Raw genomic sequence first — 22,883 nt, forward strand, 5'->3', positions numbered from 1 at the left:
GGCGGGATTTTTATCACTAATTTTTATGCGGAGCACAAAACTTTCGGCTACCACTAAACTGTCTGCGGAGCACGAAACCCCGCCTATTGCAAATATGCTGTTAGTGGCTGCCGTTCTATGTCGTCCGCTATTTATTTTTCATCCAGTAGTCTGCATATTCAATTACTTTTTTGTCGAGTGTGTCATTTGCTTGTTGTCTAAAAGTAGAAATAATTTTCCTTGTTTCGTCTGTGCCAAATGAAGTTAATGCTTTAAATGCGTCTGCTCTAAAGACATCTATTTCACTTTTGTCAAGTAGGATTTTGGTAAGCGTTGGGGTCGCTGGTGCATATTTTATTTTTTCAAGTCCACCGATAGCATAACGTCTATATTTCATTTCTTTGTCAGCAATATTTTCAGTTACAATTGGTCCGATTTGATAGCCTGCTTCTAGTATTGGTCTGTCGATATACTCTTCTGAAACAGATTGGTTATGAAAAACTGAATAATAATGAAAAGCACATTTTTTGTCAACCACTTGTCCTACTAAAAAGTAAAATGCTATTGCAAAAAGTGCTGTAATAGCAGTCGTCTTGTAGTTCTTGCTCAGCAATTGTCTAACTGCAAAAACTGTCACGTTTGAAACAACTAACCAAAAAAGAGTTTTGTAGTAAAAAATTAAATTGAGAGCAATGTCAAGCATTAAAGTTTCTTTCCCTTTTGGAAACCAGGCATAATTGTCTGTCCCTGTCAGAAACCACCAAAGTCCAACCACAAAAATTGAGATCAAAATGTAAGATAATATTTTCTTGATTGCTGTCGTCATACGGTTGCCACTAACGTTTTGGCGCTTGGCGAAGAAGCTGATTTCGAAGCCCTAAACTTTCTACCAGCACAGAACTTGATACGAAACACAAAGCTTCATTTAAGCATAGAAACCGCTTTTTTGCCAAACGCCTGTTACCTGCTGGCTTTTTTGAGTTTCTCATTGATTATATGCTTAATTATTCCTGTTCCAATTACTGTTGCACCTTCTCTAAATTCAAACTGCATTTTCTCTGACAGTCGGTTTGCGAAATGGTCAATAGCAAGAATTTTTATTTCTGCTTCAACTGTGTCACCTGGGAAAACAAGTTCTCTGTCAATGAACGTTTGTTGTCCTGAAGTTTGCATTTCATCAAAGTCAAATTTCATTTGTGGTCTATAGCCCGTTTTAGCTGATGTTTTTCGTCCGCCTTGCTTTGTAGTCTTGTATGTCAATGTTGCAATAAAGTCTGCATTTGAATTTTCTAACTCAAACTTGTTGTTGTGAAAATATTCCCAAGCGAAAATTTCGATTTGTCCACCTGTCAATATATTGCCGTTTTCATCTTCAATTTTATATGTTTCTTGTCGTTCTCCGATTTGCACTGCACCGTCAAGTCCCAACAAAGTTGTGTAAAATGCGTCTCTTAAAACCCCATTCAAAATTTGTCGAATATTCTCAGTTTTTTGTTCGTCAAGATGTAAGTCGACAATTAGTTTAGAAACGTCAGTCTCTTTGTCAAAACTTAAATATAGTTCGACAAGTGATTTTCGTTCTAAGTAAAAGTTTTTAACAAATTCTTCTCGTGTCATTTTTTTTTGTTGTGTCGTTCTGTTAAGCTTGCGGGTAACGTTTTGCAGATTTGCGATGGGCGGGTTTTCCAGCATAAATGCACATTCGAAGATACAAATTTTTTTCAAATCCAAAACTTTCTTCGGATACGAAACCCCGCCTATTGCAAATGTGCTGTTACAGGCAGTTTTGTCCATCACCATGAGTGGTAGTAATACATAAAGTTTCCGTCCAATTTTAAATATAAGGTCAGCCTTTCGCCTTCTGAGCTCATAGCAATTATATATGCACGAGATGTTTTGAACACAGGGTTTTCTCCGAAGTGTAAGTCTGTCAAAACTCTTTCAGAAGTTCCAGTCATTACTCTTGTCCACATTACTCTTTGTTTATTATCTGTCGCTATTAAGTGGATTTTTTCATTTGACTTTACAATTGTCAGTTTCCCGAAGTCAGTCTCAATATATTTTCCATTGTCTAATTTTGGAATATACTTTGAAAGCTGACCGAATAATGGGCCATCGTCCAAAGTATAGTTCATAAATGGTAATAAAGTGTCGTTAAGCACCTGGTCATAATAGTCTTGTCTGATAAATTCCAATTGTTGAGGAAGAGTTTTTCCATTAATCACAGATTTGTCTTTTTGACGAATATTGAAATATAGTTGGATTAATTTACTGTATTGAGTAGTGTCAGATAATTTCTCGCAGGTAGGATGAAAGCCTTTAAGTTGTAGGACAATCATAGGAATTAGAAAGTTAGTTTTTAATTCCTTGTCCTTTTCGTTTTTTGTGAAGTCTCTTTTTAATAATTGATTTAACTCATTGTCTGGCCACTTTATGGTGTCAAAGTCCGCAATGCCAAAAAAATCCAGATACTTGACCTCAAAGCAGTCGTTGTTTTGTGCCTTGCAGTCAAAGGTCAGAATAAATAATGTTAGGATAAAAAGTGTTGTCTGTTTCATTTTATAATTGCCTGTAACGGATCGCAGATTTGCGATGGGCGGGTTTTCCAGCACAAATGCTTATTCGAAGATACAAATTTTCTGTAACCACAAAACTGTCTCCGGAGCTCGAAACCCCGCCTATTGCAAATGTGCTGTTATGGGCTGCTTTTCTATTCTTCGTCATTTATTTCTTGCTTAAAGGTCAGCTTTCTATTTGTCAAGTCAAAGTAATGGTGAAAGTCAATTGTCCAGTCAGTATCAGGTTTACTAATTACTCCAAAAAGTTCTATTTTGTCTTTGTCTAACTTGTTAAACCAATAATTGTGGAAAATTGCAATATCCATAAAACCCTTGTCACTATACTTTGAAAACTGCTCTTTTCTGAAAACGGTGTCCAAAAGTATTTGCGACTTTTGTTTAATTGTCAATGCTATTTCTGCATCTCTATACTTGTCGATTTGCTTTTTACCGTTGTCTTCATATTCATTTACTACATAGCTGTCAAGGTCTATCCGTATGATTGTAACTTGCAATTGTTTGTCGGCTATTAATGTGTCGAATTTTTCAGTTGCTTTAGTCTCTGGAAGAAATCTTTCTGAATTGATATTTGTTAAAGAAACTGTTGAACTGTCGGCAGTTTCAACGTCTGTCGATTTCTTGTCTGTATTTGTATTACAAGCAATAAGTAAAAGTGTCAATGTTGAAATTATTATGCTGTTTCTCATTTGTGTCGACTGTCTAAAGTTGCCCATAACGTTTTGTATTGACGACGTGCCACCATTTGATTAAAACCAAGAGTGAAAAATAATATTCATTTATACCAATCCTGAAAAAGTAAGTAATTTGGTGGCATGATCGTCAATACTGTGTTAATTCCAGTTTCATTTTTTCTTACGCCTAATTTTATTTTTCGGACTCTAATTTTAATCATTAACGTATAATACCATCATTTAACTTTAATAAATTGTGCATTATATATTTTATTGTCGTCGATAAACTTAATGTGATATTTGCCATCAACTAATTCACTTACATTGTAATTATAATTCTTAACATCATATAAATCTTTAGAACTAATCAAATGACCAATTTCATTATAAATTTGTAGCTTTCCTGAAGTTACATTATCAAATTCTATTGTCAAAATATCAGAAGTTGGATTGGGAGATATTTTTAATATACTTTCACTACTTAAACTTACATCTTTATTTGTAGTCAAAATACCAATATCTTCACCCTTAATCATAATCCAACTAGACCAAAGTGGAGACTCATTTAAACCTGTACGATTTTCCCTATAAATAAAATTGAGCAATAAATTATTTCCTACTATATCTAATTTATTTATTAAAATTTCAGTCTTAGCTCCAGGATCAATAAAAAATGTATTTGTTTTATTTATGTTCCCTAAGCCATCTGATATGTAGGTTTCTACGATATTTTTTGTTACTGAATGAACACAAATTAATATCCTAGGGCCTTTTGAAGTATTTAAAAATGTAGCTAGTGTGAATCTTGCCTTTCTTGAATCACTTTCCAAAGGCCTAAGATCTATTTTTCTATAGGATTCCCCAATCGATCAAAAAGGATAAAACCCAAAGATTGGAAATAGTAAGGATTATCCTGATAAAAACCTGAGCTAAATATGAAATGATCTTCTGAAATATATGATGGTCCAAATTGATTTGCATCAGCTGTTTTTAAGATATTCAGATTGCCCGAATTCAGAATATTTAAGTTTTTGTCCATGTAATAATACCCAATATCAAAGTCTTGTTGCACCACTGAATCAGGATGAGTTTCTGAAGTATATGTACAAAATGTACTATTGCTATTATCATAATTGTATAATCCATCAACCAATTTATGGTACTTAGTTGGAACGTAGAGTTCAGTATTGCCTATTTCTTTATTACTAAGGTCAAGTACTATTCGATTATACCAGATGCTGCTTTTTCCAGAAACTGTGTCTGTCAAGACCAAATGATTTATGACAATAAAGTTTGTATCAATATAGTAAAGATGTGTAGGACCATAGGGAAAGGGAACAGGAATTCTTCTTGCATGTGGATCTTTTGGAATTGAAAAGCTTGAGTCCAGTATTTCCCCATTGTTTTTGTTTAAAATCAACCTTCTAGCAGACGCAACAAACCATATTGGTTTAAATAATGTATCAAACTTACTATATTCTTCGTGGATCAATAATTCCAGTGTATCTCCATTAACAATTGGTCTATTCGCATAACGCCTCTCTCCGACAGTTTCACTATAATATATTTGATCCCATAACAACATTCCATTTGTGATATCAATTGCCTCAACATAGTAACCACCTATCCATGCAGGACCAAAAACTACATTATACACATTATATAAGACATTTTTGTCAATTACTGCCGGGGCTCTATAAAAGTTTTGTTCCAGAAAAATCCAATTACCACTTTTTATTGGAATCTTATCTGTATTGTGAAGATGCGTCCATAGTGGAATATAATTTTTAAAATTTAATGGAGTATATTTCTGAGCAAAAGAACTATCTAATAATAATAGATTTAGAAGTAGGATCGTGTAAAAATTATTTTTCATATTTGGTGGACATTCATATCTTTTATTTAACGATTTGAAGATCTTTTTAGTTCTTGAAATTGGAATTAACGTTTTGCGGCTTGGCGTAGTGGCGGATTTTTAGCACAAATGTTTATACGAAGAACTGCACTTGAACTTAGCACAAAACTGTCATACGAAGCACTGAACCCGCCATTACGCCAAACCGCTGTTAGGTGCTGGCGTTCTTGTACTATGTCGTTGGTTATCTTCATATTCCGCTTTTTCTTCTGTTGTCGTCCTTGCACAACATTTGGCAATTGTCAGCAGTCGTTTTACCGCCTAAATGCCAAGGTGTAATATGGTCGGCTTCCATTCCTTCAAGTTGATATTCTTCTGTGCAAACTGGACAAATTCCTTTCTGTCTTTCGTATGCTTCCCGTTTTTGATTGTCTGTAAATGCACGAATTTGTAAAAACCTTTCTTTGCGTATCAAAACGTATTCGTAAATTCCTTTTTTGTTGGTCACGTCTTCGTCTTGCATTAGTTTGGTGATTTCTTCTTCAAGTTTTTTGTGGTCAAATTTCTTGTCCTTAAACTCGTTGTAAAGAAAACCCCATTGTATGCCTTTCATCTCTTTACGATACTTTGGAAAGACAACCTTAACCCAATTAATTACGCTTTGAAAATACAACCACAAATCATTGGCGTTTGGCTCGTGTTGTTGTTTAGCCATATAATGCTCAATGTCGTCTTTGCTTATCCATTTAATTGTGGTTTCTAAATAGTCTTGTCTTATTGGTGTTCCGTTCAAGTAGTCGCCACCCAAACCGTATGCAGCACAACCATTTTTACTGAAATATCTTTTTGCGTCTGAAACCCACGAACCTGAATAAACTGCATTTCTTAATTCTTGGTCGGTTAGTTTTTCTCCTGCAATGTTGATTGTCTTGAACCACTCTAATTTTTCGCTGTCTGTTCCGCTACACAGATAAACCATTATTTTATAGTTTAAAATCTGTTCTTGTTCGTCTTTTTGCAGGTTGTGAAAATATCTGCTTTCAAAAGCAAAATCTCCTTCAACGTATTGGCTGATTGAAATTGTCCTTTGTTGTCCGTCTATTACTTCAAAGTTTCCATCTTCACGAACTGCCCAATACATTACATTCAAAGGATAGTCTTTTGTAATCGTGTCTATTACTGCTTCACGCTGCTTGTCTTTGTAAATAAATTCACGTTGGTAGGGTGGGCGAATGTCCAATTTGCCACCGTAACCAACAACTCCGTTTTCTTGGTTGTCTTCGTAACCATTTGTAAGGTCTTGGACTGTTATTTCTTTGAGTTCTATTTTCATTTTTGCACTTTCTTGTTCTTGATTATTATTCGTGAATACGGAACGGTTACAGCTCCATCAACCATCATATATAAATCACCGTCAACCGCACCACGTTTCTGAACTTCTTTTCTGTATTTTTTATGTTCGGGCTTGTAAGGCTGTATGCCCATTTCAAGACCTAAGTTTGCAATACCAACTCCGATAATCTCAAATTGGTCGGGATTGTATTTGTCCATAAAAGTTATGGGAACACCCATAAAGCCTTCATAATCCATTGGAATGTCCTTTGTTACATCAACATTGATTGCATCAAAATTTTCAAATTTTGGATATTCTTCTGGGGTGTATTTTTTATAAAGGATTAAATCTTCGTGTCGTTTATTGATTTCAAGATTGGTAAACCAATGAACTCCTGACACTCTTATCATTCCTTCCTTTCGGTCTGTTGCAGTTGCGTAATCTTCGTAATGTTCGTTTATAAAATGTCCTGCACCACCTTTAAATCCGTAACCTAACCAAAGTTTGTTGTCTCTGATTAATGGAAATATTTCTTTGTATTTTATAGCGTTTTGATGTCCGACAATTATAAATTTCTTGTCATACTCAATGAGTTGAGAAACGTATTCACGGAATAGTGAAAAAGGTGGATTAGTAACAACAATGTCTGATTTTTTTAAAAGTTCAATACATTCTTTGCTTCTAAAATCTCCGTCACCTTTTAGTTTTTTTATCCCTATTTCGTTTGGGTCAGGAACGTTATTTCCGTTCTTGTCGCCTGTGTATTCTAAATAGATTGCTTGTTCAGAGTTGTTTTGGCTGAACAAGTCCATATCTTGATTTTTGTAGCAAGTCGCAATGAGTTTTTTAAGTCCAAGTTTCTCAAAGTTGTATGAGAAGAAATGAAAGAAGTTGCTCACTCGTGGGTCGTCACAGTTACAGTAAACAACTTTGTCTTTAAAGTGCTTTTTGTAATACTTTAACTCTCTTTCAATGTCGGAAAGCTGCGTATAAAATTCGTCCTTTTTATTGGTCTTCGCTTCTTGTAAGTTTTTATTTTTTGCTTTCTCAGTCATTATGTCGTTTACTTTTTTCTTTCGGTTTCAAATTTAATATTTTGTTCTTCTGTCGGTCGGTTTATGATTGCTCTGTCGGTCGTCTTACGCTTGCACCTAACGTTTTTGCGCTTGGCGTTCGTGCGGGATTTCGGAGCACAAAACTTTCAACCCAGCACTAAAGTTGATTTGAAAAACTGAACTTGAATGTAAGAATGTCACCCCGCATGACGCCAAACGCATGTTATGTGCTGGGCTTTTCTTGTTTGTCATAGTTGTCCTGCTTTGTAATCATTAATTCTTTGAAGTGTTAGGTCAAATAACTCCTTGTAATTTTCTACTTCTGTTGGAAAGTCAAAAGGTTTATTATATGCAATAGACCATAATCTAAAAGCTAAACTTGCAACACCCCATAGATTGTCTTTTTCGTCAAGATTCATTTTTTGTAATTGTGCAAGAATTCTTTGGTCAGGGTCAGGATGTTGTTCACCACCTTCGATGGTGTCGTCAAAAAATGCTAATGATATTAATGCTACAACTACACCAAGTTTAAGTGTTTTTGCATATTCGGTGTCGAATTTTGTTGCAAACTTATCATAGGCAAAGTCGTCTGCATTAAACTCATCTTTTTTACTTTCTTCTGGTGTCGGATTTACTTCGAGATGTCCGAAATATTGATGTCCAAATTCGTGAAGAAGAGTAAAGGTCATTGCAGCACAGAAAATTCCGTTTGCTTTTTCAATATATGTTTTTTCATACTCGACAAATTTTTCAGGATTTGGCAAGTCAAAGAAAACCCAGTCATTGTAATTCTTGAATAAATTAAAGCCTTCTTTAAAGGTTGCAACTGCTCGTCTTATATGAATATTTTCATAATCGATTGTTCCGTTATATCTCCTTGAAAGAATTGGTATTTGTATTCCTTCGTCAAATAGAACGATTAAGGAATAAGAAACAGTCCAAAGAAACTGATTGTAATTCTCATAAAGCCAAATTTTCCGTTGTGGTGTTATCTCAGATGATTCTGTTATTGGCTGCCTTTCTATTTTGTAACCAATTCCCTTTTGCAGTCCATTAAATTCTGTTTCATAAAATATCTCTTGTAGGAAATCAGGAGTTACATTTTCGAACCAATCAATTAAGTTATGTTGAAGTGTCCGAATCGGCAAATAGCCATTATGTGTCGCTGGATTATAATTGTCGTATTTTCTCATTCGTTTAACTTAATGTTTTTGACTACTCTGTCGTCATAGCCTTGCACATAACGGATTGCAGCTACAAGAAGTTGGCGATTTCGGAGACGAAAACTGTCTGCCAGCACTGAACTTGATACGAAGAACAAAGCTTCATTTAACCACTGAACCGCCAATTTCTTGTAGGTGCTGTTATGGGCTGCCTTGTTGTCTATCATGTTGGCCATTCAATTACATAAAGTGTGTTCGATACTTTCTCAGCAAACTCTTTATCAATATTTTCATAGTGGAAAAAGCCCTTCTCAATTATTTCCTGCTTGTCCGTCAGCCAAACGACCAGTTTGTCAATAGAACCTTTGTCAACCTCTTTAAACTGATTGCTTTTGTTGGTCAAGTCATGATAATAGTTGTCAAGTAAGTCAATTAAGTTTTTGAAACTGTTGTCGTCAAAAGATATTACCCACCTGTCAAGTAATTGGTCTATGTCGCCAAGCAACTTGTAAATTTCTATAAAAGCCTCTTTGTCGAAATAGCTTTTGTTCTTCGTCATGTCTGTCCACCATGCAAGTAAAAAGTATTTGATTACTCTTTGCTCTTCTGTCGCCCAAGTTGTCCATTTACCATAGTCAAGTTTACCTAAAACAACAAAGGTGTCAACGATAAAGTCAGTTGTTGAAAGTAACTCGAATATCCGTGGCAAGTAGTGCTTGAAGTCGTCCGTGTCGCCCCAAGTTGTCATTGCCTTAAAAGCATACCTCGAAAGGTCGTCACCATCTAAATGTCGAAGTTGCTTAGTGTGAATTTTTTCTTTGTCTGTGTCAGAAACGCAGCAAGGGCAGCCGACCATTGTCGAACTGAATGGATAGCGTGAGAAGGTCGTGTAAAGTCCCTCAATTGATGTTTTTAATTCTTCTGTCACTGTTTGAACGGTCGTTGTTTAAGGTTGCCCATAACGTTTTGCAGATTTGCGATGGGCGGGATTCCTACCACTAATGTTTATGCGGAGCACAAAACTGTCGACTTGCATAAATGTGTCTGCGGAGCACGAAACCCCGCCTATTGCAAATGTGCTGTTACCTGCTGGCTTTCTGTCGTTAGTCAAGTTGTATCTCAATATTATTTCGTGTAGTGTCAATGTCAAACCAGTTTTGTTTGTCTGGGTTTGGCACACATTCTTTAATGTCCAAGTTTCTTGCGTATCTGCTTAATGACTTGTTTCCAAATTTCAAAGTCAATTCGTATTCTGTTTGTCCGTCTTTGCCGATAAAGGCTTTTAATTTTACTTGTCTATTGTCATTTACAAATTTTTGAGAATAAGAACTGTCAGGTTGGTTTAATAAAATTCCGTCACACCAAAAGCCTTTGATTTGGTCATTGTCTGTATGCTCAAACGCTTTACAGATTTCATATTCTAAAAATTCACAAAAGTCTCGGTCAATCATTCTGGTCTTTTTGTCTTTGAAGTTTGTCTTTAAGCTTGCAGGTAACGGTTTGGGGCTTGACGCAGTGGGGGAATTAGAAGTGCAAATGTTCAATAAACCACAAAAGTTTAATAGAAGTACAAATGCTGAATTTACTACTTCTGCCCCCATTGCGTTCAAACCCCTGTTAGCAGCTGCCCATTTTCTGTCTATTGTTTTCCGATTTTATTTTGCTAATAGTCCACATACAATTCCACCAATTAGTCCAAGTCCAAGTATTGGTGCATATTGTTTGGTTACAATAGCGTCTGGCAAACTCAAAACAAGTCCAACAAGACCACCTTTAAGCCAATTAGGAATTGGAAGTTCCATATTAAAAATAATAAAGCCAATTGCAAATCTGCTTATAAATGAAGCAGTCATTGCTCTTGTTTTGTCTTCAAATGTCATAAAGAACATTGGAATTATTGAAACTATTCCAAAAATTGTTCCTGCAATAAGTCCTTTGATAATATTATTCATCTGTCTATTTTTTTAGTTCGTAGGCTTCTCTGAGCCAAGTTAATAATTCCTTGTCTATGTCTTTGGTTTTTGTCAACTTGATTGTATGGTGAAAACGATTTGTAGAACCTTGTTCTATTTTTGATACTCTGTCGCTGGTCAGTTTGTAGTTTAAATGAACTTCAAGGTTAATATAGTCTTTACGAGTGTATACGCCTGCAAATCCAAATCTGTTTCCAAGATGAATGCTTGTCTTTTTCGGTTCAACTTTTATTTGTCCGAATTTGTGTAGTTCAGTGATTAATTTCTCGTAAATGTCAGTTACGATTTGCTCTTTGTCTTTTAAATGGTCAAGTTCTGTATATTCCATTTTATTGTCTGTTTGTAATTGTCGGTATACGTCTGTTTGGGTTGCTGCTAACGTCAGACTGTGAAAAAACTCTTTTTATTATTCATAATATTATAAATGTGCTTCATAAAAGCTGTTTAGTTCATTTCGATGACTTTTGAGAGTACTAATTCTTAAGCTGCAAATTGAAATCTTGTAAATAATAATTGCTCTAATGTTCTTAAAATAGACCGATTTAAAACAAAAATAGGGTCTTTCTTGTAAGGAGATACCCAATTTTTTAATTTTTCAATCAGCTCTGGGACGCCAAGTATTTTGAAACATCGCTTGATGTTGTAAACGAGCATAATGAGACTGTGTTCTCCATTGACTTTCTTCAGGCCTTTCAGATTGGTATAATAATATCCCCACTTTCTCTTTATTGTGCCGAACACATGTTCATTAATCTCTTGACGCTTGCGATACAATGATGCATTTTCTTTATATCGTTTATTATTGGCTTCCACTGCAGCAGCATATTCACTTCTCTCTATTTCTCTACCACCGCTTGCTCTTCCAGTACACAAATGCTTTACCGGACAGGTTTTGCAATCTGGTGTTCTATATTTTTTAAATTGATGACTCGTATTTCCTCTTCCGGATTTTTTATGCCATGTTCCGGTGGTACTCAATGTTCTTCCTTCAGGACAAGTATAAGTGTCAGTGTTTTCATGATAGATAAAATTAGTCACCACATAATCTGGAGTGGTTCCGTGTATATTGCTGTTGACTATGGCCGAAGGTGCTACAATGGTTACAATATTAGCATCTTCACATTGTTTAATTTCCTTACCATTATGATATCCCTTGTCTAATAAAGCCACAAAACTTTCAAGCTGCAAATTTTCTTTGGCTTCAAGAGCTATGTCTGACATTGCATTTCTGTCATTTCGGTTTAAGGTATGAGTTGCTACAATCAATTTATGCTTTTCATCAACCGCTGTCTGTATATTGTAGCAAACTTCAACCACCTGACCTTGAACTAAAAGGGCCCTGGAATCAGGATCTGTTGTACTGACTTGAGGTTCTCCTGAAGATTTTAACTGATCTTGTAATACTTCGTATTTAATTTTATTCTTCTTTAGTCGCTCAATTTTATCTTGGATATTCGCCACTTTAATTGCATCTTCTATAGTGTCATTTTGCTCAAGCTGCTTTAGATATTCATTGCTTTTTTCTTCAATAAAGGCAAGCTGTCTATCAATTTTTAATTGATTAAAATTATTTTTTTTACTATTGTGAGCCCTGGATTTAGTCCCATCTATAGCAATTGTTTGTCCACACACAAGGTCGATATCTTTAAGAAAAGCAACGAACAATTTGAATACATTCTTTAAAGCCAATGGATTGTCTTTTCTAAAATCGGAGATAGTGTGATAGTTTGGGGACAAACCTAGTGTTAACCATTTGAGTTCAATATTCCTGATGCATTCATTTTCAAGTCTGCGACTGCTACGCAATCCATTGAGGTAGCCGTATAGGTATATTTTTAAGAGTGTAGAAGATTCAAAACTTGGACGACCTTCGGTTTTTAATGTTTTGACTTCAAAACCAAGTTTCAAAAGGTCTAATTGTTCTACAAATGCATCAATAAATCGTACAGAATTATCTTTATCGATGGAATCTTCCAATGAACTCATTTGCAATTGCAATCTTGGTATTCCGGTTACATGATTCATAATATATAAAAATACAAATCAGTATTTATACAGCAAAGAAATTTAGTATTTATTTTTAAATTAGTTTTTTCACAACCTGACGTATTGGCGCTTGGCACAGTGGCGGATTTCGGAGCACAAAACCGTCAATACACCATCCCCAAAAACTTTGGGGATTGATTCGAGGTAGAATGTTCAATTAACCAAGTCACCCGCCATTGAGCCAAACGCCTGTTATAGGGCGTTTTTATTCATTGTCAGTTTCAAAGTGGTTAATTGTTTGTCTATACTCCTTGTCCCAAAGTCTATACGAAAAATAAAAAATTGAGATTATCATTAGTCCATAAATAACATATAATGGCCTGCCAACTAAATCTCTAAATGAATTGTAAAATGAGATATTATAGAATTGACATAAATTGTGAATTGTTGCTATGAAACTTACAAAAATAAGAACTCGAACTAAAACATATCCTGAATGCGCAAGAAGCGTCTTTTTGTTTTTGGTGTCTTATAGAAAATTTCGAGAAATCGTCCCTTTTCATTAAAATATAGTTCAGAGACAAAGTCTGTCAGGTTATTTGAAGTGGATTTGATTTGTGTCGGACTATACTTAAACGTATAGTAATAAAATGCATAGATTATAATCCCAACAATAATTACATTAGATATAATTAAACCAGTCCATCCAACGCCAAAAAATTTGTATAAAGGGTTTTGTTCTCCTGTCGGGTTGTCAAAAACCAAAGGCTTGTTGAATAGAAGTCACAACCTCTCGAAAAGAGAAGGATGAACGTCAGAGAAAAAAATTTAAGTTTCATAATATATTTTATTTAATTGTTTCTTTTGTTGTCGTTCTAAAATGCCCTATAACGGTCTCGGGCTTTGCGTTCGGGCGGATTTCGAAGTACAAATTTTCACTTTATTACTAAAGTTCATCAGAAGCACAATGCTTCAAGTTTGCACGTCAGCCCGCCTGACGCAAAACCCGTGTTAGCGGTTCGTTGTTCTTTTCTTGCAATGTTCAAATCCATTTTCCGAAAATGATTTTTACTCCAAAGTGATTTCTCCATTTGTCAATATCATTGTCATAGTTGAAGTATGTTCCGCCAATTTGTAAACCAAATGTCATAGCAAATTTGTCGTCAAATAACAGATTGTATCCAGGTTCAAGCCAAATACCGATATTGTTATGCATTTCTATTTTGTTTCTTGTCAAACTAATGACAGGTGAAACATAAAAACTTTTTGAAAGGTCATTTTTATCACTCTTCTTTTTAGAAATATAGGAATAGCAGTTTCTAACCCAAAATGGCTTATGTCGTTTCCGTTGTTCCTTATTCCTAAATTAAGAATTGATGTAAACCGTAAATCGGCTCTTTTAGTAACGGTCAGCTGGTAAACAAATGGAAAAATATTGATGTCAAGTTCACCCTTGTTGTAAAAAGGTTCAACGGTAACATTTGGGTTTATTCCTATATAATGGTTCTTGTTTTGGGCAAGTGTTTTTAACGGAATAATCAGTAAAAAGAATAGTATATATTTATGATTTTTCATTTGAGCTAAGATTTATCCCACTTAATAAGCATAAAAATCCAAAAAGGAACAGATAACCCAAATATGATATATGTGTTAACATTGCCGAACTCAAAGAGAATATTTATCCAAGAATGAAGCGTTACGGCAACTATTATAGATTTTGATTTATTTACGCCTTCTCCTAAAACCCAAGAAAGCAATGAGTTAGGAATGACAAAAAGTAAGGGTCGGAGTAACCTTGCAATTATGTTACCCGATAATGTCCTTGTTGTGAAGTGCCATAGTTCCCACATAGCTCCGATAATGAGATAATGTTTCCACTTAGGTAAATGGTTGAGTTGGTCTTGCAAAAATCCACGCCATCCAAGTTCTTCTCCAAGTGTAAAGATGAAAGTGCCGACCATATAAATAGCAAAATTTATATATGACCCGCCATATCCTTTGAAGCCAAAAGTCAAAAATAGCACCATTGGAATACCCCAAAATAAAAGGCTTTTAATAATAGAAGTTCCAAAGAATGTTATCGTTTTAACGGTTTGTTTTCTGAAAAGCAGACTGCAAATTATGGCAGACAGTCCAGGTCCCCACATAATCAGACTAAGCTTTAAAACAATATGGATGTTCAGATTATTCCAACTGTCGCTATAAATGTCTCTCCAAAAGAAAAAGGCCAAGAAAAAAGGCACGCTAAAAAGTAGAAAACAATAACTGGCTTATATTTTTGATAAAATAATTTCATTCGATTCTGGTTTTGATGTGTCGTTCTACAATGACCGCTAACGGTTTGCAGATTTGCGATGGGCGGGATTTTTATCACTAATTTTTATGCGGAGCACAAAACTTTCGGCTACCACTAAACTGTCTGCGGAGCACGAAACCCCGCCTATTGCAAATATGCTGTTAGTGGCTGCCGTTCTATGTCGTCCGCTATTTATTTTTCATCCAGTAGTCTGCATATTCAATTACTTTTTTGTCGAGTGTGTCATTTGCTTGTTGTCTAAAAGTAGAAATAATTTTCCTTGTTTCGTCTGTGCCAAATGAAGTTAATGCTTTAAATGCGTCTGCTCTAAAGACATCTATTTCACTTTTGTCAAGTAGGATTTTGGTAAGCGTTGGGGTCGCTGGTGCATATTTTATTTTTTCAAGTCCACCGATAGCATAACGTCTATATTTCATTTCTTTGTCAGCAATATTTTCAGTTACAATTGGTCCGATTTGATAGCCTGCTTCTAGTATTGGTCTGTCGATATACTCTTCTGAAACAGATTGGTTATGAAAAACTGAATAATAATGAAAAGCACATTTTTTGTCAACCACTTGTCCTACTAAAAAGTAAAATGCTATTGCAAAAAGTGCTGTAATAGCAGTCGTCTTGTAGTTCTTGCTCAGCAATTGTCTAACTGCAAAAACTGTCACGTTTGAAACAACTAACCAAAAAAGAGTTTTGTAGTAAAAAATTAAATTGAGAGCAATGTCAAGCATTAAAGTTTCTTTCCCTTTTGGAAACCAGGCATAATTGTCTGTCCCTGTCAGAAACCACCAAAGTCCAACCACAAAAATTGAGATCAAAATGTAAGATAATATTTTCTTGATTGCTGTCGTCATACGGTTGCCACTAACGGATTGCAGCTACAAGAAGTTGGCGATTTCGGAGACGAAAACTGTCTGCCAGCACTGAACTTGATACGAAGAACAAAGCTTCATTTAACCACTGAACCGCCAATTTCTTGTAGGTGCTGTTATGGGCTGCCTTGTTGTCTATCATGTTGGCCATTCAATTACATAAAGTGTGTTCGATACTTTCTCAGCAAACTCTTTATCAATATTTTCATAGTGGAAAAAGCCCTTCTCAATTATTTCCTGCTTGTCCGTCAGCCAAACGACCAGTTTGTCAATAGAACCTTTGTCAACCTCTTTAAACTGATTGCTTTTGTTGGTCAAGTCATGATAATAGTTGTCAAGTAAGTCAATTAAGTTTTTGAAACTGTTGTCGTCAAAAGATATTACCCACCTGTCAAGTAATTGGTCTATGTCGCCAAGCAACTTGTAAATTTCTATAAAAGCCTCTTTGTCGAAATAGCTTTTGTTCTTCGTCATGTCTGTCCACCATGCAAGTAAAAAGTATTTGATTACTCTTTGCTCTTCTGTCGCCCAAGTTGTCCATTTACCATAGTCAAGTTTACCTAAAACAACAAAGGTGTCAACGATAAAGTCAGTTGTTGAAAGTAACTCGAATATCCGTGGCAAGTAGTGCTTGAAGTCGTCCGTGTCGCCCCAAGTTGTCATTGCCTTAAAAGCATACCTCGAAAGGTCGTCACCATCTAAATGTCGAAGTTGCTTAGTGTGAATTTTTTCTTTGTCTGTGTCAGAAACGCAGCAAGGGCAGCCGACCATTGTCGAACTGAATGGATAGCGTGAGAAGGTCGTGTAAAGTCCCTCAATTGATGTTTTTAATTCTTCTGTCACTGTTTGAACGGTCGTTGTTTAAGGTTGCCCATAACGGTTTGGGGCTTGACGCAGTGGGGGAATTAGAAGTGCAAATGTTCAATAAACCACAAAAGTTTAATAGAAGTACAAATGCTGAATTTACTACTTCTGCCCCCATTGCGTTCAAACCCCTGTTAGCAGCTGCCCATTTTCTGTCTATTGTTTTCCGATTTTATTTTGCTAATAGTCCACATACAATTCCACCAATTAGTCCAAGTCCAAGTATTGGTGCATATTGTTTGGTTACAATAGCGTCTGGCAAACTCAAAACAAGTCCAACAAGACCACCTTTAAGCCAATTAGGAATTGGAAGTTCCATATTAAAATAATAAAGCCAATTGCAAATCTGCTTATAAATGAAGCAGTCATTGCTCTTGTTTTGTCTTCAAATGTCATAAAGAACATTGGAATTATTGAAACTATTCCAAAAATTGTTCCTGCAATAAGTCCTTTGATAATATTATTCATCTGTCTATTTTTTTAGTTCGTAGGCTTCTCTGAGCCAAGTTAATAATTCCTTGTCTATGTCTTTGGTTTTTGTCAACTTGATTGTATGGTGAAAACGATTTGTAGAACCTTGTTCTATTTTGATACTCTGTCGCTGGTCAGTTTGTAGTTTAAATGAACTTCAAGGTTAATATAGTCTTTACGAGTGTATACGCCTGCAAATCCAAATCTGTTTCCAAGATGAATGCTTGTCTTTTTCGGTTCAACTTTTATTTGTCCGAATTTGTGTAGTTCAGTGATTAATTTCTCGTAAATGTCAGTTACGATTTGCTCTTTGTCTTTTAAATGGTCAAGTTCTGTATATTCCATTTTATTGTCTGTTTGTAATTGTCGGTATACGTCTGTTTGGGTTGCTGCTAACGTTTTGGCGCTTGGCGAAGAAGCGGATTTCGAAGCACTAAACTGTCTGCCAGCACTGAACTTGATACGAAGCACAAAGCTTCATTTAAGCACTGAAGCCGCTTTTTTGCCAAACGCCTGTTATGTGCAGTTATCATTCATCTAATTTATTTAAAAGTCCAATCGTGTCCGCTTTGTAAAGGTCAAAGTCAACCTCTGTTCCTGTTCTTCCTAAAAAGTCAATTGTTCTTTTGTTTAGTCCGAAATACGGTGTGGATGAATCAGGATTTATGTCAATGTCAATTACAAACTGCAGTCGGGTTTCCAGTTTTAGCTTTTCCTTTAACTGCTTTATTTGCTCAACTTTGTTTTCGAAAATGTCAATAAGCTTTTCTAAATGAACTTCTAAATCAATGTCGCTACCGGCATCAATTCGATATTTCCATGAAGTGGATTTTGGAACTGGGTCTTTCTTAATCATCACCGATGTCGGTTCAAGTTTTAACTCGTTAGTCACGATGTCGGTGTCAAAGTATTCTGCGTCAAAAGAGAAATACAAGTAATTCTTGCATTCAGTCCCACTATATGTTAGTTTTTGGTATGTCATTTTAATTGCACATAACGGATTGCAGCTACAAGAAGTTGGCGATTTCGGAGACGAAAACTGTCTGCCAGCACTGAACTTGATACGAAGAACAAAGCTTCATTTAACCACTGAACCGCCAATTTCTTGTAGGTGCTGTTATGGGCTGCCTTGTTGTCTATCATGTTGGCCATTCAATTACATAAAGTGTGTTCGATACTTTCTCAGCAAACTCTTTATCAATATTTTCATAGTGGAAAAGCCCTTCTCAATTATTTCCTGCTTGTCCGTCAGCCAAACGACCAGTTTGTCAATAGAACCTTTGTCAACCTCTTTAAACTGATTGCTTTTGTTGGTCAAGTCATGATAATAGTTGTCAAGTAAGTCAATTAAGCTTTTGAAACTGTTGTCGTCAAAAGATATTACCCACCTGTCAAGTAATTGGTCTATGTCGCCAAGCAACTTGTAAATTTCTATAAAAGCCTCTTTGTCGAAATAGCTTTTGTTCTTCGTCATGTCTGTCCACCATGCAAGTAAAAAGTATTTGATTACTCTTTGCTCTTCTGTCGCCCAAGTTGTCCATTTACCATAGTCAAGTTTACCTAAAACAACAAAGGTGTCAACGATAAAGTCAGTTGTTGAAAGTAACTCGAATATCCGTGGCAAGTAGTGCTTGAAGTCGTCCGTGTCGCCCCAAGTTGTCATTGCCTTAAAAGCATACCTCGAAAGGTCGTCACCATCTAAATGTCGAAGTTGCTTAGTGTGAATTTTTTCTTTGTCTGTGTCAGAAACGCAGCAAGGGCAGCCGACCATTGTCGAACTGAATGGATAGCGTGAGAAGGTCGTGTAAAGTCCCTCAATTGATGTTTTTAATTCTTCTGTCACTGTTTGAACGGTCGTTGTTTAAGGTTGCCCATAACGGCCAGAGATTGATGCAGGCAGAGCACCGGACTACCAAGAGCAAAGATCTCAAGCCAAATATACAACTTCTTCTGGAATGAAAAATATTCTGCTCTGCTTGCATCAATCTCATGTTATCGGCTGTTTATTTTCTTATGTAGTATTCCAAGGAGCCTTCTCCCAACCAATTAAACAACAATAATGTATCACCACTAAAAGAGATGTTTTGTTCAAACCCACTTTCAAATTTAAGATACATGTTAGTTATTATAGTATCCTTTTTAATAATTAAATCATATTGTTCTCTCTTAACTAAAATATTGTTGATAAATTCACTAAAATAGTAATCATCAAAAGATAGTTCGCGTTTAAGTCCAGTCGTTTTTGGCGTATCATAGAAATTTGTAAATCCATAATATGTCTTTACCCAGTTCCAATTCCTAACACACTGTGATTAGTAATTTTTTCCTTTTCACACCCAAAAATTAAAAAATGTATAACTATTACTAGTAGTAAATTTACTTTGCTTAAATTCTTCATTTCTTTAGATGGTTCTAAAATAGCCGCATAACGTTTTGCGGCTTGGCGTAGTGGCGGATTTTTAGCACAAATGTTTATACGAAGAACTGCACTTGAACTTAGCACAAAACTGTCATACGAAGCACTGAACCCGCCATTACGCCAAACCGCTGTTAGGTGCTGGCGTTCTTGTACTATGTCGTTGGTTATCTTCATATTCCGCTTTTTCTTCTGTTGTCGTCCTTGCACAACATTTGGCAATTGTCAGCAGTCGTTTTACCGCCTAAATGCCAAGGTGTAATATGGTCGGCTTCCATTCCTTCAAGTTGATATTCTTCTGTGCAAACTGGACAAATTCCTTTCTGTCTTTCGTATGCTTCCGGTTTTGATTGTCTGTAAATGCACGAATTTGTAAAAACTTTCTTTGCGTATCAAAACGTATTCGTAAATTCCTTTTTTGTTGGTCACGTCTTCGTCTTGCATTAGTTTGGTGATTTCTTCTTCAAGTTTTTTTGTGGTCAAATTTCTTGTCCTTAAATTCGTTGTAAAGAAAACCCCATTGTATGCCTTTCATCTCTTTACGATACTTTGGAAAGACAACCTTAACCCAATTAATTACGCTTTGAAAATACAACCACAAATCATTGGCGTTTGGCTCGTGTTGTTGTTTAGCCATATAATGCTCAATGTCGTCTTTGCTTATCCATTTAATTGTGGTTTCTAAATAGTCTTGTCTTATTGGTGTTCCGTTCAAGTAGTCGCCACCCAAACCGTATGCAGCACAACCATTTTTACTGAAATATCTTTTTGCGTCTGAAACCCACGAACCTGAATAAACTGCATTTCTTAATTCTTGGTCGGTTAGTTTTTCTCCTGCAATGTTGATTGTCTTGAACCACTCTAATTTTTCGCTGTCTGTTCCGCTACACAGATAAACCATTATTTTATAGTTTAAAAATCTGTTCTTGTTCGTCTTTTGCAGGTTGTGAAAATATCTGCTTTCAAAAGCAAAATCTCCTTCAACGTATTGGCTGATTGAAATTGTCCTTTGTTGTCCGTCTATTACTTCAAAGTTTCCATCTTCACGAACTGCCCAATACATTACATTCAAAGGATAGTCTTTTGTAATCGTGTCTATTACTGCTTCACGTTGTTTGTCTTTGTAAATAAATTCACGTTGGTAAGGTGGGCGAATGTCCAATTTGCCACCATAACCAATAACTCCGTTCTCTTGGTTGTCTTCGTAACCACTTGTAAGGTCTTGGACTGTTATTTCTTTGAGTTCTATTTTCATTTTTGCACTTTCTTGTTCTTGATTATTATTCGTGAATACGGAACGGTTACAGCTCCATCAACCATCATATATAAATCACCGTCAACCGCACCACGTTTCTGAACCTTTTTCTGTATTTTTTATGTTCGGGCTTGTAAGGCTGTATGCCCATTTCAAGACCTAAGTTTGCAATACCAACTCCGATAATCTCAAATTGGTCGGGATTGTATTTGTCCATAAAAGTTATGGGAACACCCATAAAGCCTTCATAATCCATTGGAATGTCCTTTGTTACATCAACATTGATTGCATCAAAATTTTCAAATTTTGGATATTCTTCTGGGGTGTATTTTTATAAAGGATTAAATCTTCGTGTCGTTTATTGATTTCAAGATTGGTAAACCAATGAACTCCTGACACTCTTTATCATTCCTTCCTTTCGGTCTGTTGCAGTTGCGTAATCTTCGTAATGTTCTGTTTATAAAATGTCCTGCACCACCTTTAAATCCGTAACCTAACCAAAGTTTGTTGTCTCTGATTAATGGAAATATTTCTTTGTATTTTATAGCGTTTTGATGTCCGACAATTATAAATTTCTTGTCATACTCAATGAGTTGAGAAACGTATTCACGGAATAGTGAAAAAGGTGGATTAGTAACAACAATGTCTGATTTTTTAAAAGTTCAATACATTCTTTTGCTTCTAAAATCTCCGTCACCTTTTAGTTTTTTATCCCTATTTTGTTTGGGTCAGGAACGTTATTTCCGTTCTTGTCGCCTGTGTATTCTAAATAGATTGCTTGTTCAGAGTTGTTTGGCTGAACAAGTCCATATCTTGATTTTGTAGCAAGTCGCAATGAGTTTTTAAGTCCAAGTTTCTCAAGTGTTATGAGAAGAAATGAAAGAAGTTGCTCACTCGTGGGTCGTCACAGTTACAGTAAACAACTTTGTCTTTAAAGTGCTTTTTGTAATACTTTAACTCTCTTTCAATGTCGGAAAGCTGCGTATAAAATCTGTCCTTTTTTATTGGTCTTCGCTTCTTGTAAGTTTTTATTTTTTGCTTTCTCAGTCATTATGTCGTTTACTTTTTTCTTTCGGTTTTCAAATTTAATATTTTGTTCTTCTGTCGGTCGGTTTATGATTGCTCTGTCGGTCGTCTTACGCTTGCACCTAACGTTTTGCGGCTCTTACGCTGTGCGGGTTTTGGAGTGAATAATTGTCATTTTACTACGATTTAAAACTAACTAAAATTACTCAATGAAGCAAACAGCCCGCATAGCGCAAAACCGCTGTTAGCGGTAGTTTTTCTTATTTGTTCAACTTGTTAATTGTCGTCAACATTTTTGTCAACTGATCCTTACGTGTTTTTTATATTCACCGTCCCATTTGTCAATTAGTATTGGAAGAAGTTCTCGGTTAATTGCAGTTTTAGTCATGGCCATGACATCCTCGTCAATTTTCCCTTCTATCACAAACTGACCAAATCCTACCGCAATAATTGCGTTGTCTATACCTAATAATAACGAGCCACCCATATTGCTTGATGCGGCTGCCATAATTTCTCTCAGCTGTGCCTCATCAATTTGTTTACCAGAACTTTCTCCTATTTTTTTGAAATGTTCAAGCATTGCTGGGATGTTTTTTTCAATTTCAGAGTTGTCTATTTGTGACTTTGCGAAATATACTGACTGATTTTTGTCGTGTCCATTTCGTTCCAATCAAAAGGTGGATAGCCCCAACCATCAATTAGTTCCTTTAAAAAAACTATCGGACTAATAGTTTTGTTGCTTTGTCTCCATTGTCTGAAACCGTAAAATGCGTCAGAACCTTCGTCATTTCCAAAAGGTCCAGATTCTTCAATAGGACTCCAATAAAATTCCTCTGTCATTAATTTCTTTGCATTCGGATGAGCTGTCTCAGGGGTCAATTCGTAATTGTCCATTTGTGTTTTAATTGAGTTGTCTAATTTATTTTTATCCTTTGTCTGTCCGTAGCAGGAAGCATACAGGAGCAAACTTGTCATGAGTATTAAATATTTGTTTCGTGTCGTCATAAAATTACCGCTAACGTTTTGCAGCTACCAGTAGTTGGCGTTTTGGAACACTCAACTGTCTATACCCACAAA

General features: G+C 35.7%; 30 protein-coding genes and 3 pseudogenes. All 33 read right to left on the minus strand.

The genetic code is table 11. The features are described from left to right. Positions 1 to 127: 127 nt before the first annotated feature. The gene (locus IPJ83_08440) at positions 128 to 805 is read right to left on the minus strand and encodes a hypothetical protein (protein ID MBK7880569.1); all 678 of its coding nucleotides are present in this window, start codon (positions 803 to 805) and stop codon (positions 128 to 130) included. A gap of 134 nt (positions 806 to 939) precedes the next feature. Beyond that, positions 940 to 1,704: a hypothetical protein gene (locus IPJ83_08445; protein MBK7880570.1), complete on the minus strand. Its 765-nt coding sequence runs from the start codon at positions 1,702 to 1,704 to the stop codon at positions 940 to 942. A gap of 68 nt (positions 1,705 to 1,772) precedes the next feature. Beyond that, complete coding sequence (locus IPJ83_08450; GenBank protein MBK7880571.1) at positions 1,773 to 2,537, minus strand: hypothetical protein; 765 nt, start codon at positions 2,535 to 2,537, stop codon at positions 1,773 to 1,775. Position 2,538: 1 nt separating this feature from the next. Next, positions 2,539 to 2,703 carry a hypothetical protein gene (locus IPJ83_08455; protein MBK7880572.1) on the minus strand — a complete coding sequence of 55 codons (165 nt, stop codon included), beginning with the start codon at positions 2,701 to 2,703 and terminating at the stop codon, positions 2,539 to 2,541. Next, complete coding sequence (locus IPJ83_08460) at positions 2,690 to 3,271, minus strand: DUF4738 domain-containing protein (protein ID MBK7880573.1); 582 nt, start codon at positions 3,269 to 3,271, stop codon at positions 2,690 to 2,692. Before IPJ83_08460 ends, IPJ83_08455 begins: the two co-directional genes overlap by 14 nt. Before the next feature lie 194 nt (positions 3,272 to 3,465). Next, a complete protein-coding gene (locus IPJ83_08465; GenBank protein MBK7880574.1) occupies positions 3,466 to 4,059 on the minus strand; it encodes a T9SS type A sorting domain-containing protein in 594 nt (197 codons plus the stop codon). An 11-nt stretch (positions 4,060 to 4,070) separates the two neighbouring features. After that, positions 4,071 to 5,105, minus strand: a complete 1,035-nt coding sequence (locus IPJ83_08470) for a hypothetical protein (GenBank protein ID MBK7880575.1) — start codon at positions 5,103 to 5,105, stop codon at positions 4,071 to 4,073. Positions 5,106 to 5,334: 229 nt separating this feature from the next. Further along, complete coding sequence (locus IPJ83_08475) at positions 5,335 to 6,417, minus strand: DUF262 domain-containing protein (GenBank protein MBK7880576.1); 1,083 nt, start codon at positions 6,415 to 6,417, stop codon at positions 5,335 to 5,337. Beyond that, a complete protein-coding gene (locus IPJ83_08480) occupies positions 6,414 to 7,472 on the minus strand; it encodes an adenine-specific methyltransferase EcoRI family protein (GenBank protein ID MBK7880577.1) in 1,059 nt (352 codons plus the stop codon). The genes IPJ83_08475 and IPJ83_08480 overlap by 4 nt, the downstream gene beginning before the upstream one ends. 248 nt (positions 7,473 to 7,720) lie before the next feature. Beyond that, positions 7,721 to 8,665: a hypothetical protein gene (locus IPJ83_08485; protein ID MBK7880578.1), complete on the minus strand. Its 945-nt coding sequence runs from the start codon at positions 8,663 to 8,665 to the stop codon at positions 7,721 to 7,723. Then, the gene (locus IPJ83_08490) at positions 8,662 to 8,862 is read right to left on the minus strand and encodes a hypothetical protein (protein MBK7880579.1); all 201 of its coding nucleotides are present in this window, start codon (positions 8,860 to 8,862) and stop codon (positions 8,662 to 8,664) included. Before IPJ83_08490 ends, IPJ83_08485 begins: the two co-directional genes overlap by 4 nt. After that, on the minus strand, positions 8,859 to 9,491 hold the full coding sequence (locus tag IPJ83_08495; GenBank protein ID MBK7880580.1) for a hypothetical protein: 633 nt from the start codon (positions 9,489 to 9,491) through the stop codon (positions 8,859 to 8,861). Before IPJ83_08495 ends, IPJ83_08490 begins: the two co-directional genes overlap by 4 nt. 247 nt (positions 9,492 to 9,738) lie before the next feature. Next, the gene (locus tag IPJ83_08500; protein MBK7880581.1) at positions 9,739 to 10,086 is read right to left on the minus strand and encodes a hypothetical protein; all 348 of its coding nucleotides are present in this window, start codon (positions 10,084 to 10,086) and stop codon (positions 9,739 to 9,741) included. Positions 10,087 to 10,290: 204 nt separating this feature from the next. Beyond that, entirely contained in the window at positions 10,291 to 10,587 is a 297-nt protein-coding gene (locus IPJ83_08505) for a hypothetical protein (GenBank protein MBK7880582.1), read from the minus strand. A 4-nt stretch (positions 10,588 to 10,591) separates the two neighbouring features. Beyond that, positions 10,592 to 10,936, minus strand: a complete 345-nt coding sequence (locus IPJ83_08510) for a hypothetical protein (protein ID MBK7880583.1) — start codon at positions 10,934 to 10,936, stop codon at positions 10,592 to 10,594. Positions 10,937 to 11,172: 236 nt separating this feature from the next. Continuing rightward, positions 11,173 to 12,633 (minus strand): annotated as a pseudogene (locus tag IPJ83_08515) (IS1182 family transposase). A 1,003-nt stretch (positions 12,634 to 13,636) separates the two neighbouring features. Further along, complete coding sequence (locus IPJ83_08520) at positions 13,637 to 13,810, minus strand: hypothetical protein (protein ID MBK7880584.1); 174 nt, start codon at positions 13,808 to 13,810, stop codon at positions 13,637 to 13,639. A 17-nt stretch (positions 13,811 to 13,827) separates the two neighbouring features. Then, positions 13,828 to 14,169: a hypothetical protein gene (locus IPJ83_08525; protein ID MBK7880585.1), complete on the minus strand. Its 342-nt coding sequence runs from the start codon at positions 14,167 to 14,169 to the stop codon at positions 13,828 to 13,830. A 5-nt stretch (positions 14,170 to 14,174) separates the two neighbouring features. Next, complete coding sequence (locus IPJ83_08530) at positions 14,175 to 14,837, minus strand: CPBP family intramembrane metalloprotease (GenBank protein MBK7880586.1); 663 nt, start codon at positions 14,835 to 14,837, stop codon at positions 14,175 to 14,177. Between the two features lie 241 nt (positions 14,838 to 15,078). Next, the gene (locus IPJ83_08535; GenBank protein MBK7880587.1) at positions 15,079 to 15,756 is read right to left on the minus strand and encodes a hypothetical protein; all 678 of its coding nucleotides are present in this window, start codon (positions 15,754 to 15,756) and stop codon (positions 15,079 to 15,081) included. A gap of 10 nt (positions 15,757 to 15,766) precedes the next feature. Next, positions 15,767 to 15,916, minus strand: a complete 150-nt coding sequence (locus IPJ83_08540) for a hypothetical protein (protein ID MBK7880588.1) — start codon at positions 15,914 to 15,916, stop codon at positions 15,767 to 15,769. After that, a complete protein-coding gene (locus IPJ83_08545) occupies positions 15,913 to 16,545 on the minus strand; it encodes a hypothetical protein (GenBank protein ID MBK7880589.1) in 633 nt (210 codons plus the stop codon). The genes IPJ83_08540 and IPJ83_08545 overlap by 4 nt, the downstream gene beginning before the upstream one ends. A gap of 265 nt (positions 16,546 to 16,810) precedes the next feature. Further along, positions 16,811 to 16,957 (minus strand): hypothetical protein, encoded by a 147-nt coding sequence (locus IPJ83_08550; protein MBK7880590.1) that lies wholly within the window; start codon positions 16,955 to 16,957, stop codon positions 16,811 to 16,813. A gap of 263 nt (positions 16,958 to 17,220) precedes the next feature. After that, complete coding sequence (locus tag IPJ83_08555) at positions 17,221 to 17,580, minus strand: hypothetical protein (GenBank protein MBK7880591.1); 360 nt, start codon at positions 17,578 to 17,580, stop codon at positions 17,221 to 17,223. A gap of 58 nt (positions 17,581 to 17,638) precedes the next feature. After that, positions 17,639 to 18,091: a DUF4279 domain-containing protein gene (locus IPJ83_08560; GenBank protein ID MBK7880592.1), complete on the minus strand. Its 453-nt coding sequence runs from the start codon at positions 18,089 to 18,091 to the stop codon at positions 17,639 to 17,641. Then, positions 18,088 to 18,252 (minus strand): hypothetical protein, encoded by a 165-nt coding sequence (locus IPJ83_08565; GenBank protein ID MBK7880593.1) that lies wholly within the window; start codon positions 18,250 to 18,252, stop codon positions 18,088 to 18,090. The genes IPJ83_08560 and IPJ83_08565 overlap by 4 nt, the downstream gene beginning before the upstream one ends. Positions 18,253 to 18,265: 13 nt before the next feature. Beyond that, complete coding sequence (locus tag IPJ83_08570) at positions 18,266 to 18,880, minus strand: hypothetical protein (protein MBK7880594.1); 615 nt, start codon at positions 18,878 to 18,880, stop codon at positions 18,266 to 18,268. 510 nt (positions 18,881 to 19,390) lie between these two features. Next, positions 19,391 to 19,702 carry a hypothetical protein gene (locus IPJ83_08575; GenBank protein ID MBK7880595.1) on the minus strand — a complete coding sequence of 104 codons (312 nt, stop codon included), beginning with the start codon at positions 19,700 to 19,702 and terminating at the stop codon, positions 19,391 to 19,393. Then, a pseudogene (locus tag IPJ83_08580) lies at positions 19,699 to 20,780 on the minus strand (DUF262 domain-containing protein). The gene IPJ83_08575 and the pseudogene IPJ83_08580 overlap by 4 nt, the downstream one beginning before the upstream one ends. 64 nt (positions 20,781 to 20,844) lie before the next feature. Continuing rightward, positions 20,845 to 21,424: pseudogene (locus tag IPJ83_08585) on the minus strand (hypothetical protein). Between the two features lie 220 nt (positions 21,425 to 21,644). Then, positions 21,645 to 21,812: a hypothetical protein gene (locus IPJ83_08590; protein ID MBK7880596.1), complete on the minus strand. Its 168-nt coding sequence runs from the start codon at positions 21,810 to 21,812 to the stop codon at positions 21,645 to 21,647. A 292-nt stretch (positions 21,813 to 22,104) separates the two neighbouring features. Continuing rightward, positions 22,105 to 22,386, minus strand: a complete 282-nt coding sequence (locus tag IPJ83_08595; protein MBK7880597.1) for a hypothetical protein — start codon at positions 22,384 to 22,386, stop codon at positions 22,105 to 22,107. Between the two features lie 32 nt (positions 22,387 to 22,418). Continuing rightward, positions 22,419 to 22,781: a hypothetical protein gene (locus IPJ83_08600; GenBank protein MBK7880598.1), complete on the minus strand. Its 363-nt coding sequence runs from the start codon at positions 22,779 to 22,781 to the stop codon at positions 22,419 to 22,421. Positions 22,782 to 22,883 lie beyond the last annotated feature (102 nt).

The organism is Candidatus Vicinibacter proximus (assembly GCA_016713905.1).
In the GTDB taxonomy this organism is placed as follows: domain Bacteria; phylum Bacteroidota; class Bacteroidia; order Chitinophagales; family Saprospiraceae; genus Vicinibacter; species Vicinibacter proximus.

What these genes read in the sequence shown, in the direction of transcription:
- IPJ83_08495 (MBK7880580.1), bottom strand. Translation starts at nt 9,491, where the DNA reads ATGGTCGGCTGCCCTTGCTGCGTTTCTGACACAGACAAAGAAAAAATT.
- IPJ83_08525 (MBK7880585.1), bottom strand. Translation starts at nt 14,169, where the DNA reads ATGAAAAATCATAAATATATACTATTCTTTTTACTGATTATTCCGTTA.
- IPJ83_08535 (MBK7880587.1), bottom strand. Translation starts at nt 15,756, where the DNA reads ATGACGACAGCAATCAAGAAAATATTATCTTACATTTTGATCTCAATT.
- IPJ83_08510 (MBK7880583.1), bottom strand. Translation starts at nt 10,936, where the DNA reads ATGGAATATACAGAACTTGACCATTTAAAAGACAAAGAGCAAATCGTA.
- IPJ83_08520 (MBK7880584.1), bottom strand. Translation starts at nt 13,810, where the DNA reads ATGCATAACAATATCGGTATTTGGCTTGAACCTGGATACAATCTGTTA.
- IPJ83_08545 (MBK7880589.1), bottom strand. Translation starts at nt 16,545, where the DNA reads ATGGTCGGCTGCCCTTGCTGCGTTTCTGACACAGACAAAGAAAAAATT.
- IPJ83_08505 (MBK7880582.1), bottom strand. Translation starts at nt 10,587, where the DNA reads ATGAATAATATTATCAAAGGACTTATTGCAGGAACAATTTTTGGAATA.
- IPJ83_08460 (MBK7880573.1), bottom strand. Translation starts at nt 3,271, where the DNA reads ATGGGCAACTTTAGACAGTCGACACAAATGAGAAACAGCATAATAATT.
- IPJ83_08550 (MBK7880590.1), bottom strand. Translation starts at nt 16,957, where the DNA reads ATGGAACTTCCAATTCCTAATTGGCTTAAAGGTGGTCTTGTTGGACTT.
- IPJ83_08575 (MBK7880595.1), bottom strand. Translation starts at nt 19,702, where the DNA reads ATGAAGATAACCAACGACATAGTACAAGAACGCCAGCACCTAACAGCG.
- IPJ83_08570 (MBK7880594.1), bottom strand. Translation starts at nt 18,880, where the DNA reads ATGGTCGGCTGCCCTTGCTGCGTTTCTGACACAGACAAAGAAAAAATT.
- IPJ83_08440 (MBK7880569.1), bottom strand. Translation starts at nt 805, where the DNA reads ATGACGACAGCAATCAAGAAAATATTATCTTACATTTTGATCTCAATT.
- IPJ83_08485 (MBK7880578.1), bottom strand. Translation starts at nt 8,665, where the DNA reads ATGAGAAAATACGACAATTATAATCCAGCGACACATAATGGCTATTTG.
- IPJ83_08565 (MBK7880593.1), bottom strand. Translation starts at nt 18,252, where the DNA reads ATGATAGACAACAAGGCAGCCCATAACAGCACCTACAAGAAATTGGCG.
- IPJ83_08595 (MBK7880597.1), bottom strand. Translation starts at nt 22,386, where the DNA reads ATGCTTGAACATTTCAAAAAAATAGGAGAAAGTTCTGGTAAACAAATT.
- IPJ83_08475 (MBK7880576.1), bottom strand. Translation starts at nt 6,417, where the DNA reads ATGAAAATAGAACTCAAAGAAATAACAGTCCAAGACCTTACAAATGGT.
- IPJ83_08600 (MBK7880598.1), bottom strand. Translation starts at nt 22,781, where the DNA reads ATGACAAGTTTGCTCCTGTATGCTTCCTGCTACGGACAGACAAAGGAT.
- IPJ83_08490 (MBK7880579.1), bottom strand. Translation starts at nt 8,862, where the DNA reads ATGATAGACAACAAGGCAGCCCATAACAGCACCTACAAGAAATTGGCG.
- IPJ83_08560 (MBK7880592.1), bottom strand. Translation starts at nt 18,091, where the DNA reads ATGACATACCAAAAACTAACATATAGTGGGACTGAATGCAAGAATTAC.
- IPJ83_08450 (MBK7880571.1), bottom strand. Translation starts at nt 2,537, where the DNA reads ATGAAACAGACAACACTTTTTATCCTAACATTATTTATTCTGACCTTT.
- IPJ83_08470 (MBK7880575.1), bottom strand. Translation starts at nt 5,105, where the DNA reads ATGAAAAATAATTTTTACACGATCCTACTTCTAAATCTATTATTATTA.
- IPJ83_08455 (MBK7880572.1), bottom strand. Translation starts at nt 2,703, where the DNA reads ATGACGAAGAATAGAAAAGCAGCCCATAACAGCACATTTGCAATAGGC.
- IPJ83_08500 (MBK7880581.1), bottom strand. Translation starts at nt 10,086, where the DNA reads ATGATTGACCGAGACTTTTGTGAATTTTTAGAATATGAAATCTGTAAA.
- IPJ83_08480 (MBK7880577.1), bottom strand. Translation starts at nt 7,472, where the DNA reads ATGACTGAGAAAGCAAAAAATAAAAACTTACAAGAAGCGAAGACCAAT.
- IPJ83_08540 (MBK7880588.1), bottom strand. Translation starts at nt 15,916, where the DNA reads ATGATAGACAACAAGGCAGCCCATAACAGCACCTACAAGAAATTGGCG.